Raw genomic sequence first — 14,803 nt, 5'->3', positions numbered from 1 at the left:
CCGGCTTTGTCCAGTGTTTGGAACGCACCGCCCTGACGTGCTGAAATTCGCTGAACTCCGGAGTAGGAACGCCCAGAAGAAACGGCACAGCAGGTAGTGCCGGCGCCGAGAGGTTGTTGGTCGAGTGAGGCGAAGCAAGTCGAGCCCCGAGCCGCAGGAGCCGCGGCGGGGCAACTTCACCCCGCCACCCAGAGGTGGCGTACCGGCTGCCGACGCGTCCGATAACACGGTCGCCAAGCCTCCGGTCAGCGGCGGTAAGTACTCCCCGCGCAACTGGCGCGTGGCGACCCGCCTGAACGCCATTCTGCTGATCCCGGTGCTGGTCGCCCTGGTCCTGGGTGGCCTGCGGGTGGACAGTTCGCTCACCACCTGGCGGGACGCGCAGGACGCGGAGAACACCGCGAAGCTCGTTCGCGCCGCGCTTTCCTACAGCAACGCCCTGATCGACGAGCGGGACCGCACCGCGGCGCCGCTGCTCCAGGGCAAGAAGGACGACCCGGTCGTGCAGCAGGCGCGGGACGCCACCGACGCCGCCGCCGCCGCGTTCCGCCAGGCCGCCAAGGCCATGCCGGACAAGCCGGGCCTCAACCGCCGGCTCGCCTCGTTCGACAAGACCGAGCCCAAGCTCCAGCAGCTGCGCGCGGCCGCCTTCACCTCCAAGCTGCGCGGTGCGCAGACCGAAGAGGGCTACGTCGAGGTCCAGCACCCGCTGATGGAGTTCGCCAACGAACTCGGCCTGGGCACCGGCAACATCACCTCCTACGGCCGTACCGTCTACGCCGTCGCGCTGGCCAAGGCCGCCGTGTCGCTGCAGCGGTCCATCGGCACCCACCTCCTGGTCGACCCGGCGTCCCCGCAGGGCGGCAAGGAGCACAAGCTCCAGCTGACCGCCTTCGCGTCGTACCGGTACCTGGAGGGCATCGCCATCGGCGAGTACACCTCCGGCGGTACGCCCGAGGACGTCGCGCGGCTCAAGACGGACGCGGCGGCGCTCAAGCAGGCCGCCCAGCAGAAGATCGCACGCGCAAAGGAGCAGGCGCAGGCCGCCAACCAGCCCTTCCGCACCCCGCCGTCGATCGACCAGATGGGCACCTGGATCGGCACCGGCGCGGCACCGGAGGCGCTGAGCCCCAAGGGCGTCACCTCCGACGCCTACTTCACGGCCGCGACCGCCAAGTTCAACATGTACCGGTCCATCGAGAAGGACCTGGCGAACAAGGCCGTGGACGAGGCGGCGCAGATCTCCGCCGACGCCCGCCAGTCCACCTTCGTCGACTCCGCGATCGTGCTGGCCGCCCTGATCATCGCGTTCGTCGTGGCCGGGCTGATGGCCCGCCGGATGAGCCGCAACATGCGCCAGCTGCGCAACGCCGCCTTCGGCGTCGCCGAGCAGCGGCTGCCGATGCTGGTCGACCAGCTCTCGCGGACCGACCCCGGCCGGGTCGACACCCGCGTCACGCCCATCCCGATCGCCACCACCGACGAGATCGGCGAGGTCGCCCGCGCCTTCGACCAGGTGCACCGCGAGGCCGTCCGGCTCGCCGCCGAGCAGGCGCTGCTGCGGGGCAACGTCAACGCGATCTTCACCAACCTCTCCAGCCGCAACCAGGGCCTGATCGAGCGCCAGCTGGAGCTGATCACCGACCTGGAGAACAACGAGGCGGACCCGGACCAGCTGGAGAGCCTCTTCCGGCTGGACCACCTCGCGACGCGTATGCGCCGCAACGGCGAGAACCTCCTGATCCTCGCGGGCGAGGAGCCCGGCCGCCGCTGGAACCAGCCGGTTCCGCTGGTGGACGTGCTGCGCGCGGCGATCAGTGAGGTCGAGTCCTACGAGCGAATAGACCTCACCGGCGTCCCCGAGAGCGAGATCCACGGCACCGCCGTGACCGACCTCGTGCACCTGCTGTCCGAGCTGCTGGAGAACGCCACCACGTTCTCCTCCCCGCAGACCAAGGTGCGGGTGGCCGCGACCCGGCTGCCCGACGGCCGGGTGATGATCGAGATCCACGACAAGGGCATCGGGCTGACCCCCGAGGACTTCGCGGACATCAATCACAAGCTGGCGAACCCGCCGAGCGTGGACGCCGCGATCTCGCAGCGCATGGGCCTGTTCGTGGTCGGCCGGCTGGCCGACCGGCACGGGATCCGGGTGCAGCTGCGCCCCTCCGGCGAGCAGGCGGGCACCACGTCCCTGGTCATGCTGCCCGAGGCGATCACCCACGGCGGTGGCGGCGAGGAGCACTTCGAGGACGACTTCACGGTCTCCCGGATCGTGCCCGAGCACCAGCACGCGTCGTACGACAGCCATCAGCGCACCGCCGCCGAGCTGGGCTTCGACGACAGCCGCTACGGCCGGCCGGACGGCACCGACCTGGACATGGTGGGCCGCTCGCTGATGCGCGAGGAGCGCCGGGCGGCCCTGGAGGCCCAGGCGGGCGGCGAGCAGCCGGCCGACGGCCAGGGCGTGGGCAACCCGCTCTTCCGCGACCAGGTACCCTCCACCACCGGCTACCAGGATTTCCCGTCCCAGGACTTCCCGTCCCAGGACTTCGCCCCCCAGGCGTATGCGGAAGCCGATCAACCGCTCTACGACGACCGGTCGCACGGCAACCAGGCATTCGGCGATCCGCACCCCTCTGAGACCACCGGCCAGCAGCCATACGTCTCGCACGAAGCGGCACAGTCGGACGAATGGGCCGAACGTCCCGCATTCGAGGGCTACTTCGGGACCGAAGCGGAATCTGACCGGAATACAACTGCCGCTCCCGCTGACGCCCCCGAGCGCGTACCATTCGAGCGTCCAGGCCCCACACCGAGCGACGCCCCCTCGCTGACGGACGTCGGCCTTCCGCGCCGCGGAGGCCGCGATCAGCAGGTACCGCAGGTTCAGCAGCAACGGGGCACGCCGGAGACCGGCCAGGACGGCTCGGACTGGCGCAGCTCCAACGACGAGCGCTGGGAGCGGGCGGAGCGGCTGCGCGAGCCGAAGGCGGGCGGAGTCACAGCCTCCGGCCTCCCCCGGCGGGTGCCCAAGGCCAACCTGGTCGAAGGCGCCGCGGAGCAGACCCCACAGGGCGGCCCCCAGGTCTCCCGCGCCCCGGAGGACGTCCGCGGCAGGCTGAGCAACCTGCGCCGCGGTGTCCAGCAGGGACGCAGCGTCGGCACGGACCCCTCCGGGGTCCCCCAGAATGACCAACAGGGCTTCGGCCCCGGCAGCACCTACGATCAGGAGCGTTAGTGTGAGCCCGATGAGCCAGGCGGCGCAGAATCTGAACTGGTTGATCACCAACTTCGTGGACAACACCCCTGGGGTGTCGCACACGGTCGTGGTCTCCGCGGACGGTCTCCTCCTTGCCATGTCCGAGGGATTCCCTCGGGACAGAGCCGATCAGTTGGCGGCGGTGGCCTCCGGGCTGACCTCGCTGACTGCCGGCGCCTCCCGCATCTTCGAGGGCGGGAGCGTGAACCAGACCGTGGTGGAGATGGAGCGCGGCTTCCTCTTCATCATGTCCGTCTCGGACGGATCGTCGCTGGCCGTGCTCGCGCACCCCGAGTGCGACATCGGCCTCGTCGGTTACGAGATGGCCCTGCTGGTCGACCGCGCGGGCACCGTTCTCACGCCCGATCTCCGCGCCGAACTGCAAGGCAGCCTTCTCAACTAACAGACAGGCAGTGCGTTTCCCGCCACCGCGCCTTATGGTTCGGTGGCGCGACCGGCGTCAGATTGGCAAGTTGGAGGAGGAGACGTGGCAACGCCCCCAAGCGGATACCCGTACGGTTCCGGGCAGGAGTCCGGACCTGTGGGCGAGACCCATAACAACCGCTTCAACTTCCCGTCTGCGCCGAGCCGCCGGCCGCAGCGGTCCGAACCGCCGCGGCCGCCGCAGCACCAGCAGCAGCCGCAGCGGCCGTACGACTCCCAGCCGTACGAGCCGTCGCCGTACGACCAGCCGCAGGCGCCCCGCATCCAGCCGGTGCAGCCGCAGCGGCGGGCGCCCGAGCCGTCCCCCACCGGGGGCACGCACAATCCGCTCGTGCGCCCGTACGCGATGACCGGAGGACGGACCCGGCCGCGCTACCAGCTCGCCATCGAGGCGCTGGTCAGCACGACCGCCGACCCCTCACGGCTGCACGGCCAGCTGCCGGAGCACCAGCGCATCTGCCACCTCTGCCGCGAGATCAAGTCAGTTGCCGAGATCTCCGCGCTTCTCTCCATCCCCCTCGGCGTCGCCCGGATCCTCGTCGCCGACCTGGCGGAGGCCGGACTCGTCGCCATCCATCAGCCCGGCGGGGACGAGACCGCCGGCGGACAGCCAGATGTGACACTGCTCGAAAGGGTGCTCAGTGGACTTCGCAAGCTCTAGCGGTGCAGCCCGCTCCACCACCTCCGCGAAGATCGTGGTGGCGGGCGGCTTCGGCGTGGGCAAGACCACGTTCGTCGGGGCCGTCTCAGAGATCAATCCGCTGCGTACCGAAGCCGTGATGACCTCCGCCTCCGCGGGGATCGACGACCTCACGCACGCGCCGGACAAGACGACCACGACCGTGGCGATGGACTTCGGCCGGATCACGCTGGACCAGGACCTGATCCTGTACCTCTTCGGTACGCCCGGTCAGGACCGCTTCTGGTTCATGTGGGACGACCTGGTACGCGGCGCGATCGGCGCGGTGGTCCTGGTGGACACCCGCCGCCTGGCCGACTGCTTCCCGGCCGTCGACTACTTCGAGAACAGCGGCCTGCCGTTCGTCATCGCCCTCAACGGCTTCGACGGGCACCAGCCGTACACGCCCGACGAGGTCCGTGAGGCGCTCCAGATCGGCCCGGACGCGCCGATCATCATCACCGACGCCCGGCACCGCAGCGAGGCCAAGAGCGCGCTCATCACGCTCGTGGAGCACGCGCTGATGGCCCGCCTGCGCTAGTCGAGGCCGTCCCTGGGCCCAGGGACACCGCAGCGCCGCGTCCGGGCTCCCCGTGCCCGCTCGCGCCGTACGAAAGGCCCCCACACCTTCTGGGTGCGGGGGCCTTCGTCGTACCCGTCCGGGCCCGTCCGCGGCCGCATACGGGCCCGGACCTCAGCGCGGCGTCACCGGCGCGCGGGGCACTGCTTCCAGGCGAAGTGGTACAGGGTGTTGATGCTGCCGTCGGTGGAGTCCATGGCCATGAAGCTGGTGGCCCTGGGGTCCGCGGACTTGCCGTCCACCCGTAGCTCGGTGTTGATGTTGAAGTAGCGCTCCTCGCCGCAGGGCGCGTACACGAGGGCGTCGATGTCGGTCTCGTCCGACGTCTGCCAGTTGTTGTCGTAGGGGCCGGCGAAGGAGTGGCTCTTGCGGGCCGTCTCCTGCTGGCCCTGGAAGTAGTAGTTCGCCTGCTCCATTCCCTTGGCGCCGGGGGCCAGAGAGGCATAACCGCGGTAGTCGGCCCGGGCGATGGCGTAGGTGAAGCCCTGCGGGACATGGACGTTCAGGGCGATCTGGCAGTTCTTGCGGGCGTCGGTGGGCTTGCTGGAGCCGCCCGCCTGGGCGAGGTACTCGCTGTAGGTGACGGTGAAGGCGGTGTTGTCGGGGGCGATGGCCACCGCGGCGCTGCCGGGTCTGCAGCCCGATCCGTTGACCGTGGCGACGGTTATGGTGATCTTTCCGGTGGGCGGTTCATCACCGAGGCGTGCCGGCGTGGTGGGGGATGCCGATCCGGCGAGGAGCAGGGATGCCACTGCGGCACCAGCACCGAGCGTGCTGAGCATGGGCACTTCCTTCCGGTCGTCCTAGGGCCCGCGGCGCGGGAGCACCAGGAGTGGGATGACGAGCGCATGCCAGCACGGGGAGCTCGGCTTGAACAGCTCTGCTCCCGATGATTGGGGCGAACCTACGCCTTGATTCGGACGCCTACTGCCGAACCGGAACACCGCGGCCGATAGGCGACGGAGCCGCACATCGCGGCGGTACGGGTGCGGTTCGCATCCGCCCGGGAAACGCCGAGGGGCCCCGCGGTGGTGCGGGGCCCCTCGGTCACTTCCGGGTCGTTCAGCGCTGCCAGCTGGTGGCGCCGTGGAAGCCGCTCTGGCGCTCCAGGCGGCGCCAGCGGGCGGCGGTGGCGCGCGGGCCGGCCGGGGCGGCCGGCCGGTGGGCGGCGCGGGCCAGGAGGACGGCGGTCAGGGCGGCCAGCTCTTCCTCGCTGGCCTGGCCCTTCTCCACACGGATGGAGTCGGTGCGATGGGCAGGGTTCACGGTGTCTTCTCCGTCGTCGCGGTGGGCGTGGTGCCGGGTGCGGTGCGGGATGTGGCTACTGGGGCGGGTTGCCGTGCTTACGGGCCGGCAGGTCCGCGTGCTTGGTGCGCAGCATGTCGAGGGCGCGGATGAGGGTGTGGCGGGTGTCGGCGGGGTCGATGACGTCGTCGACCAGACCGCGCTCGGCCGCGTAGTACGGGTGCATCAGCTCGGACTTGTACTCCTTGACCATGCGGGTGCGCATGGCCTCGGAGTCGTCCGCCTCGGCGATCTGCTTGCGGAAGATGACGTTGGCGGCGCCCTCGGCGCCCATCACCGCGATCTCGTTGGTCGGCCAGGCGTAGGTCAGGTCGGCGCCGATGGACTGCGAGTCCATGACGATGTACGCACCGCCGTAGGCCTTGCGCAGCACGATCGAGATCCGCGGGACGGTGGCGTTGCAGTAGGCGTAGAGCAGCTTGGCGCCGTGCCGGATGATGCCGCCGTGCTCCTGGTCGACGCCGGGCAGGAAGCCCGGGACGTCCAGGAGGGTGATGATCGGGATGTTGAAGGCGTCGCACATCTGGACGAAGCGGGCGGCCTTCTCGGAGGCCTCGATGTCCAGCACACCGGCCAGCGACTGCGGCTGGTTGGCGACGATGCCCACGACCTTGCCGTCGAGCCGGCTCAGCGCGCAGATGATGTTGGTCGCCCAGCGCTCGTGGACTTCCAGGTACTCGCCGTCGTCGACGATCTCCTCGATGACCTTGCGCATGTCGTACGGGCGGTTGCCGTCGGCCGGGACCAGGTCCAGCAGCGCGTCACCGGAGCGGTCGGCGGGGTCCTCGCAGGCGACCGTCGGAGGGTTCTCGCGGTTGTTGGCCGGCAGCAGGGAGAGGAGGTAGCGGACCTCCTCCAGGCAGGTCGTCTCGTCGTCGTAGGCGAAGTGCGCCACGCCGGAGGTCTCGGCGTGCACATCGGCGCCGCCCAGGCCGTTCTGGGTGATCTCCTCGCCGGTCACCGCGCGCACCACGTCGGGGCCGGTGATGAACATCTGCGAGGTCTCGCGGACCATGAAGACGAAGTCGGTCAGGGCGGGGCTGTAGGCCGCGCCGCCCGCGCACGGGCCGAGCATGACCGAGATCTGCGGGATGACCCCGCTCGCCTTGGTGTTGCGCTGGAAGATGCCGCCGTAGCCGGCCAGGGCGGAGACGCCCTCCTGGATGCGGGCGCCGGCGCCGTCGTTGAGGGAGACCAGCGGGGCACCGGCCTGGATGGCCATGTCCATGATCTTGTGGATCTTGGTGGCGTGCGCCTCGCCGAGCGCGCCGCCGAAGATCCGGAAGTCGTGTGCGTAGGTGAACACGGTCCGGCCGTGGACGGTGCCCCAGCCGGTGATCACGCCGTCGGTGTAGGGCTTCTTGGCCTCCAGGCCGAAGCCCGTCGCCCGGTGCCGCCGCAGCGGCTCGACCTCGTTGAACGAACCCTCGTCCAGCAGCAGCTCGATCCGCTCGCGTGCCGTCAGCTTGCCCTTGGCACGCTGCGCTTCGGTCGCCCGCTCGCTGGGTCCTCGCCGGACCTGCTCACGGATGGCGTGCAGCTCGGCGACACGCCCGCGGGCGTCGGTGGCGCCGGCGGGCAGATCTTCGACAGTGGTCATGTATCGACGGTACGTGTGCGAGGCGCCGCACACCGATGTCGGTTTCGTACAACGTCCCACGCGTTTTGGTGGGCAGGCAGTACAGAACCGTCCTGTACCCGGCCTGCGTCCCGGCGTCCGTTCGGGTGGCGGGAGCGCTCCTGCGCTGTATGGGCCCGACAAACGACGACGGAGTGACGTTGTCGTGACCGGCGCGGGGAGGGAGCGCGACGGACCGGGTCAGCGCAACCGCACCGTGCAGCCGTGGGTGGCGCAGCTCCGGCCGGGGGCCAGCCGCAGCCGCAGGGACGGCCCCGTGGCCAGCACCTCGATCGCCGGATCGTGGCCCAGCACCTCGCGCACCGGCCGTGACCAGGTGATCGCCAGCGTATCGCCGGAGCGGTCCGGGGCGGCGACGCAGAGCCGGGCCGTCCGCCCTCGTGCCATGGACCGCCGCTCGCGCACCAGCACGCTCGCCGGACCGCTGCTTTCGAGCGGCCCCGCCCGACCGGCGCGCCAGAAGTTCGCCGCCGTTACGCCGAGCGGGTGGACCGCGATGGCCTGTCGGCCGGCGTCGTTGGCGAGCACGGTCAGCCAGCGCCGGTCGGCGGCGCGCCGTGCGACGGCACCGGCGGTGGCGCCCGGCATCAGGAGGTAGGCGTAGCGGGCGTCGGTCGGGTCGATGCCGTGGTCGTGCCAGAGGGTGAGGTAGCGGCGGGTGAACGGCTCCCGGGAGGAGGTGGCGTTGATGTCGTGCCAGGAGCCGGTACGGGCCTCGCGCAGCGTGTTCAGGGCGGCGCCGCCGGGGGATCCGGGAAAGACCCAGCCGCCGTGCCCGGCGAGGTGGGCCCAGCGCGCGCGGCGGAAGGAGGCGCGGTGGCCGAGCGCGGCGGGCTGGGCCGCGCCGTCGACGGTGAGCATGTGGGTGCCGTACTCCCCCAGGCGACGGTTGTCGACGACGGTCTCGACGGGCGCACCGTCGCCGGAGGTGATGCCGGCGCCCAGGCAGACGACGCAGTCCGCCAGCGCGAACCAGGACTTCTGCGCGGTCAGCGTCGAGGACAGGCCGCGCAGGTCCTGGCCGATCGCGGCGAACTCGCCGTCGGTGGTGCCGCCGACCCAGCGCGCGGTGGGCTTGGGTTCGCCCCAGCCGCCGCCCTCGTTGTCGGCGAGCCGCTTGGTGGACACGGTGGTTCCGGGCAGCCGGTAGGGGTCGACGGTGGGCCAGAAGGCGTCCGTGTACTGGTCGCCCCCGAAGTCGGCGCCCCACCAATAGAGCATCCCGGCGCCGGTGTGCCAGCCCCGCGGGTTCTCGCCGTTGCCGTTCTCGTAGTACGTGATGCGGTCCGAGGCCATGGCCAGGCCCGCGGCCCAGCCGGGGCGGCGGTGCACGGCGCGGTCCATGGCCGGGAAGAGGCGGTGCCCCACGGGCTCGGGGGTCGCGGCCACCGGACCGTCGGCGATCTTGTGCAGGCGGGCGAGGTCGGCGACGCCGTACTGCCGGTCGGTACGGACCGGCAGCGTGGTGTCGCGGGCGATCCAGCCCTTGATCATGCCGTGCCAGCGCGCCCGTTCGGCGCCGCCGGCGGCCTCGGCGAGCAGCGCGACGGCGGCGATCAGCGCATGCCCGTGGTAGTGGTCGCTGCGCAGCACCCGCCGCTCGTCGCCCTGGAGATAGCCGCGGCTGACGGCGCGCCCGTTGACGCTGTCCATCATCAGGCCGTTGTGGAGCAGCGGGGCGTATGCGCGCTCGACGCTGTCGAAGACGATCTGCCGGGCCGGGTCGGTGATCGGCCAGGGCGAGTCGCCGAGCAGGGTGAACAGCCGGCCCAGGCCGTCGAGCAGGACATAGCCGTAGGTGCCGGAGTAGGCGACCCAGGAGTGTTGGACGAAGGAGCCGTCGGCGTAGAGGCCGTCGCCCTCGGTGACGTAGGGGAAGACCGGGGAGAGGGCGTCCCGGGCCAGTGCGATCTTGGCGGGGGCGCGGCCGAGGACGCCGCGCAGCGCGACCACCCGGCACAGGTCGACGCGGTTGGCGCCGGTGCTGGTGCCGGCGTAGTCGCCGAGCATGGCGTCGGGGACGAAGTGGTCGACGGCGGCCAGGCAGCGGTCGCGCAGCTCGCCGGGCGGCCCGTCGCCGGGCAGGCGGTCGGCGAGGATCGCGAGGGTGTCGAGGAGGAGTCTGGGGCTGCCGATCTGCCACTCCCACCAGTTGCCGTAGCGGGTGGTGCCGGCGTGGTAGACGGTGGCTTCGAGGTGGTCCAGGCCGGTGAGCAGGCAGTCGGCGAGCCCGGGGTCGCCGGTGCGGCCGGTGCCGGGCTGGGCGTAGGCGTGGGCCATGGTGCACAGCCGGTTGTAGCTCCGGGTGATGCCGGACGGCGGATCGTAGGGGCAGTCGTCCCAGAGCGAGTGGGCCGCCGGCCGCATCGCAGACCGATAGGCCGCGGCGAGGTCGCCGGTCTCCTTGAGCACGGCGGCGTACGGCGGCGCGCCGGGGTCGAAGCCGGTGCCGAGCGCCAGCCCGCACCAGCGGGCCCGGAGGACGTCGTACGGATCGGCCGGAGCGGCGGCCGCGGGGCGGGCGGCGGCGAGGCCGAGGGCACTCGCGGCGGCGAGAAATCCTCTGCGTGACCAGACGGGCGTGGCGGGGTCGAGCGACACGGTCGGTCCTCTCCATGGCGTCAACTGGGATGTGGCGCTGCGCACTTGGGAGTTCCCGCTGGTCTAGCACGGGCCCGCACGCGGCGGCAATGACCAGGCGGCACCCTCCTCCCCGGCCACCCGTCCGGCCGAGCCGGCCGTCCCCGCACGTCGACACATCCCCACGAGAGGTTGAATGTTGAACTAAACCGCGCTACGGTGGCGGACATCTCGTTGAACCTTAAACAAAATGCTGCCCGCAGCATCCGTCCCGGAGGAGGAGCCATGGCTCTGTTCAACCGCAAGCGCACCACCGCCCCCGCCGCCGTCCTCGACGCGGACCCCGCGCTGGCCGCACTGACCGGCGACTACACCATCGACCCGGCCCACAGCAGCATCGGCTTCACGGTCCGGCACGCCATGGTCACCAACGTCCGCGGCAGCTTCGGCGACTACGCGGGCACGCTCGGCCTCGACGGCAGCGACCCGTCCCGGTCCACCGCGTCGCTCGACATCAAGATCGCCAGCATCGACAGCGGGATCGCCGACCGCGACGCCCACCTGCGCAGCGCCGACTTCTTCGACGCCGAGACCTTCCCCCTGATGACCTTCCGCAGCACCGCCGCCGAGCACTTGGGCGGCGACCGCTACCGCATCACCGGCGACCTCACCCTGCGGGACGTCACCAAGCCGCTCACCATCGACCTGACGTTCAACGGCTCGGCCACCGACGTCTACGGCTCCGAGCGGGTCGGCTTCGAGGGCAACGCCGAGATCCTGCGCTCCGACTGGGGCCTGACGTGGAACGCGGCGCTGGAGGCCGGCGGGGTGATGGTCAGCGACAAGGCCAAGCTCACCTTCGACATCTCCGCGGTCAAGGCGGCCCCGCAGGCCTGACCCCGGGCCTGACCGCCCCCCAAGCGCCGCGGCCCCGCGCCGGCTCCTCCCCCGAGGGCCGTGCGGGGCCGCGGTCATACCGCGTCGGCGCCGCTCACTCCTGCGGCTCGACCCCGGCGCGCAGCAGCCCGTAGGCGTAGGCGTCGTCCAGCGCCTGCCAGGACGCGGCGATCACGTTCTCCGCGACGCCGACCGTGGACCACTCGCCGCGGCCGTCGCCGGTGGAGACCAGGACCCGGGTGATCGAGCCGGTGCCCAGGGCGCCTTCGAGGATGCGGACCTTGTAGTCGACCAGCTCCATGTGCGCCAGCTGCGGATAGATCCGCTCCAGGCCCACCCGCAGCGCCCGGTCCAGCGCGTTGACCGGGCCGTTGCCCTCGGCGGTGGAGACGATCCGCTCGCCCTTGGCCCACAGCTTCACGGTCGCCTCGTTGGCGTGTGTGCCGTCGGGGCGGTCCTCGACGATCGCGCGCCAGGACTCCACCTCGAAGTAGCGCAGCGCCTTGCCCCGGACCTCCTCCCGCAGCAGCAGCTCGAAGGAGGCGTCGGCGGCCTCGTAGGTGTAGCCCGCCAGTTCGCGCTCCTTGACCCGTGCGACGACCCGGCCGACCAGATCGCGGTCGCCGCTCAGGTCGAAGCCCAGCTCCTTGCCCTTGAGCTCGATGGAGGCCCGGCCGGCCATGTCGGAGACCAGCATCCGCATGGTGTTGCCGACCAGCGCCGGGTCGATGTGCTGGTAGAGGTCCGGGTCGACCTTGATGGCGGAGGCGTGCAGCCCGGCCTTGTGGGCGAAGGCGGAGACGCCGACGTAGGGCTGGTGGGTGGAGGGGGTGAGGTTGACGACCTCGGCGATGGCGTGCGAGATCCGGGTGGTCTCGGCGAGCTTGCCCTCCGGCAGCACCCGGCGCCCGTACTTCAGCTCCAGGGCCGCGACGACCGGGAAGAGGTTGGAGTTGCCGACCCGCTCGCCGTAGCCGTTGGCGGTGCACTGGACGTGGGTGGCGCCGGCGTCCACCGCCGCCAGCGTGTTGGCCACCGCGCAGCCGGTGTCGTCCTGGGCGTGGATGCCCAGCCGCGCGCCGGTGTCCGCGAGGACGGTCCGGACGACCGCGGTGATCTGCGCCGGCAGCATGCCGCCGTTGGTGTCGCAGAGCACCACGACATCGGCGCCGGCCTCGCTCGCGGTGCGGACCACCTGCTTGGCGTAGACCGCGTCCAGCGCATAGCCGTCGAAGAAGTGCTCGCAGTCGAGGAAGACCCGGCGGCCCTGGGCCCGCAGGTGGGCGACGGTGTCCCGCACCATCGCGAGGTTCTCCTCCGGCGTGGTGCGCAGCGCCAGCTCCACGTGCCCGACATGGGACTTGGCGACCAGCGTGATGATCGGCGCTCCGGACGCGAGGAGCGCGGCGACCTGCGGATCGTCCTCGACCCGGACGCCGGCCTTGCGGGTCGCGCCGAAGGCCACCAGCTGGGCGTGCCGGAAGTCGATCTCCTCGCGGGCGCGCTGGAAGAACTCGGTGTCGCGGGGGTTGGCGCCGGGCCAGCCGCCCTCGATGAAGCCGACGCCGAAGTCGTCGAGGTGCCGGGCGATGGTCAGCTTGTCCGCGACGGTGAGGTTGATGCCCTCGCGCTGCGCGCCGTCGCGGAGCGTGGTGTCGAAGACATGGAAGTCGTCGGACACCGCGCCGGCGGGCCGGGGGGCGGGCGCCGGAGAGGCTGCGGGTGCGTCCGTCATGCTGGTCTGGCTCCTGTCGGGGTCTCGGTCTACCGGAATAACCGGTTCCACCGTCCCTCCATGCTCCCTCGCGCTCCGCATCCGGTGAGTGGTGGGCCGGAAACGAAAAAACCCCTCGCGGGTGCGAGAGGTCTGCGCGCGGGTCTGGGACGACGGTGGCCGCGCCGTACTCGGGTCGTACGGGGCGGTCACTGCGGACCGGCGCGCCTGCTGCCAATAATCATGGCGAACGAGAGCACGGTCCGCAGTGTGCCATATCGGACGCACGGTGCACCTGGCGGTCTCACTATGCGGTCGGAGTGTCCACCCCGGCCCAGCGGCGGAGCGTCGCGGTGGCCCGCTCCCGGTCCCCCGGCGACAGCTTGTCGAGGCTCATGTGGTGGCCTGTGTGCGGGGCCACGTAGACGTGGGTGTCACGGCTGCCGGGGCCGGTACGGAACGGCTGGGCCCGGACGGGGTCGTTCCCGCCGTAGACGAACATCAGCTCACTGCCGTGGTGGCGCACCCAGCGGTCGATGTCGGGCATGGCCGCCGGCTGGAAGCGCATCGGGATGTGCCGCGGCACGAGGGTGCGGATCCGCTGGATCCCGGGGTGGCGCAGCATTCCGGCCAGCTGCGGGGCGGCCCGCTCGCCCATGCCGAGTTGGGTGCCCAGCTGGTAGAAGGACGCGGTGACCGTGGAGACGTAGAGGTCGGTGTAGCCCCAGAGGCTCATCAGCCCGTCGAACCAGGCGTAGAGCGCCGCGCCGGTCGCGGAGCGCCCGGGGATACCACCGCAGCCTTCCTCTCCCTGCGCCATCCAGAAGCGCTCCGGCAGCATCAGCGTGGCGAATTCCAGCAGCCGGTCGGCGCTGCCGACGATGTGCAGGGTGTCGCCGTGGGCGGCGGCCGCGTGGGCGATACGGCCCGCCATCTCCGTCCTGCGGGCTCCCAGCAGCTCGCGCTGGACCGCGGTGAGCGCATGGCGGCAGGCGGGGCTGCCGACCCGCTCCAGGAAGCGGTCCTCGGCGGTGCCGTCCCGGTTGCCGATGTTGTTGAGCGCCGAGTACGCCACGGAGCCGGCCACGTCGTGCGGGTAGAAACGCCGGTGGTAGACCGTCGCCATCCCGCCCTTGCTGCCGCCGGTGGAGATCCAGGGGGCGCGGTAGATCGTCCGCAGCGCCCGCACGATCCGGTGGTGGTCGGTGGCCGCCTGCCAGATGTCGAGCTTGGTCCAGTCGGTGGGATGGGGAGTGGAGCTGCCGAAGTACCGCTGCTCGACGCTGATCTGATTGCTCTTCAGGATCTCGGTCGGCTCGGCGCGCAGGGCGGGGTCCTGGTAGTCGAGGCCGTAGCCGTTGGTGTTGAGCACCATCGGCCGGTCGGTGGCGCGGTGCAGCAGGAACAGCCGCTGCTCGAAGGTGCCACGGTCGGGGTGCCGGTGGTCGACGGGCTGGCGGTAGCGCAGTTCGAGCCCGCGGTAGCCGGCCGGGGCGTGGTTCTCCTTGACGATCCGCATGCCGGGGATGGCCGAGAGTCGGGCGGAGAGGTCGTCGGCGGCCGGGCGGGCGGCTGCCTCGTGGGCGGCGGCTCGGCCCTCGGCGGGCCGGGCCGCCGCCGCGGACGGGACCGCGGCGCCCGAGGCCAGCAGCGCCGTCAGCAGCAGCGGCAGGAGTAAGTGTCTGGCGTTCTTCATGCCACCC

General features: G+C 71.4%; 11 protein-coding genes. 5 read left to right on the top strand and 6 right to left on the bottom strand.

Features of this window, described 5'->3' with window-relative positions:
* Window positions 1-124: 124 nt before the first annotated feature.
* The 4 genes from WAB15_RS28880 to WAB15_RS28865 all read left to right on the top strand — a co-directional run bounded on the left by WAB15_RS28880 (window position 125) and on the right by WAB15_RS28865 (window position 4,926).
* A complete protein-coding gene (locus tag WAB15_RS28880; protein ID WP_407288019.1) occupies window positions 125-3,241 on the top strand; it encodes a nitrate- and nitrite sensing domain-containing protein in 3,117 nt (1,038 codons plus the stop codon).
* 10 nt (window positions 3,242-3,251) lie between these two features.
* Window positions 3,252-3,665, top strand: a complete 414-nt coding sequence (locus WAB15_RS28875) for a roadblock/LC7 domain-containing protein (protein WP_136742879.1) — start codon at window positions 3,252-3,254, stop codon at window positions 3,663-3,665.
* An 84-nt stretch (window positions 3,666-3,749) separates the two neighbouring features.
* Window positions 3,750-4,367, top strand: coding sequence for a DUF742 domain-containing protein (locus WAB15_RS28870; RefSeq protein WP_399147146.1), 618 nt, complete (start codon window positions 3,750-3,752; stop codon window positions 4,365-4,367).
* Window positions 4,348-4,926, top strand: coding sequence for an ATP/GTP-binding protein (locus WAB15_RS28865; protein WP_073760799.1), 579 nt, complete (start codon window positions 4,348-4,350; stop codon window positions 4,924-4,926). The genes WAB15_RS28870 and WAB15_RS28865 overlap by 20 nt, the downstream gene beginning before the upstream one ends.
* Before the next feature lie 164 nt (window positions 4,927-5,090).
* Here WAB15_RS28865 and WAB15_RS28860 read toward each other — a convergent pair whose 3' ends face one another.
* The 4 genes from WAB15_RS28860 to WAB15_RS28845 form a co-directional block, all read right to left on the bottom strand.
* Complete coding sequence (locus WAB15_RS28860) at window positions 5,091-5,747, bottom strand: DUF4360 domain-containing protein (RefSeq protein ID WP_407288018.1); 657 nt, start codon at window positions 5,745-5,747, stop codon at window positions 5,091-5,093.
* Between the two features lie 280 nt (window positions 5,748-6,027).
* Complete coding sequence (locus WAB15_RS28855; RefSeq protein WP_384433788.1) at window positions 6,028-6,231, bottom strand: acyl-CoA carboxylase epsilon subunit; 204 nt, start codon at window positions 6,229-6,231, stop codon at window positions 6,028-6,030.
* A 55-nt stretch (window positions 6,232-6,286) separates the two neighbouring features.
* A complete protein-coding gene (locus WAB15_RS28850) occupies window positions 6,287-7,870 on the bottom strand; it encodes an acyl-CoA carboxylase subunit beta (RefSeq protein ID WP_399147144.1) in 1,584 nt (527 codons plus the stop codon).
* Window positions 7,871-8,089: 219 nt separating this feature from the next.
* Window positions 8,090-10,510, bottom strand: coding sequence for a polysaccharide lyase 8 family protein (locus tag WAB15_RS28845; RefSeq protein WP_407288017.1), 2,421 nt, complete (start codon window positions 10,508-10,510; stop codon window positions 8,090-8,092).
* A gap of 264 nt (window positions 10,511-10,774) precedes the next feature.
* Here WAB15_RS28845 and WAB15_RS28840 point away from each other — a divergent pair, with 264 nt between their 5' ends.
* Window positions 10,775-11,386, top strand: coding sequence for a YceI family protein (locus WAB15_RS28840; RefSeq protein WP_399147142.1), 612 nt, complete (start codon window positions 10,775-10,777; stop codon window positions 11,384-11,386).
* A 94-nt stretch (window positions 11,387-11,480) separates the two neighbouring features.
* Here WAB15_RS28840 and cimA read toward each other — a convergent pair whose 3' ends face one another.
* Together cimA and WAB15_RS28830 are read right to left on the bottom strand one after the other, a co-directional pair.
* On the bottom strand, window positions 11,481-13,121 hold the full coding sequence (cimA, locus tag WAB15_RS28835; RefSeq protein WP_399147141.1) for a citramalate synthase: 1,641 nt from the start codon (window positions 13,119-13,121) through the stop codon (window positions 11,481-11,483).
* 286 nt (window positions 13,122-13,407) lie between these two features.
* Complete coding sequence (locus tag WAB15_RS28830) at window positions 13,408-14,796, bottom strand: S28 family serine protease (RefSeq protein ID WP_407288016.1); 1,389 nt, start codon at window positions 14,794-14,796, stop codon at window positions 13,408-13,410.
* Between the last annotated feature and the right edge of the window lie 7 nt (window positions 14,797-14,803).

Origin of the sequence: Streptomyces sirii (assembly GCF_045690365.1) — a bacterium.
In the GTDB taxonomy this organism is placed as follows: Bacteria; Actinomycetota; Actinomycetes; order Streptomycetales; family Streptomycetaceae; genus Streptomyces; species Streptomyces sirii.
Note: the sequence above shows the minus strand (reverse complement) of the source record. Positions and strands in the feature narration are given on the sequence as shown.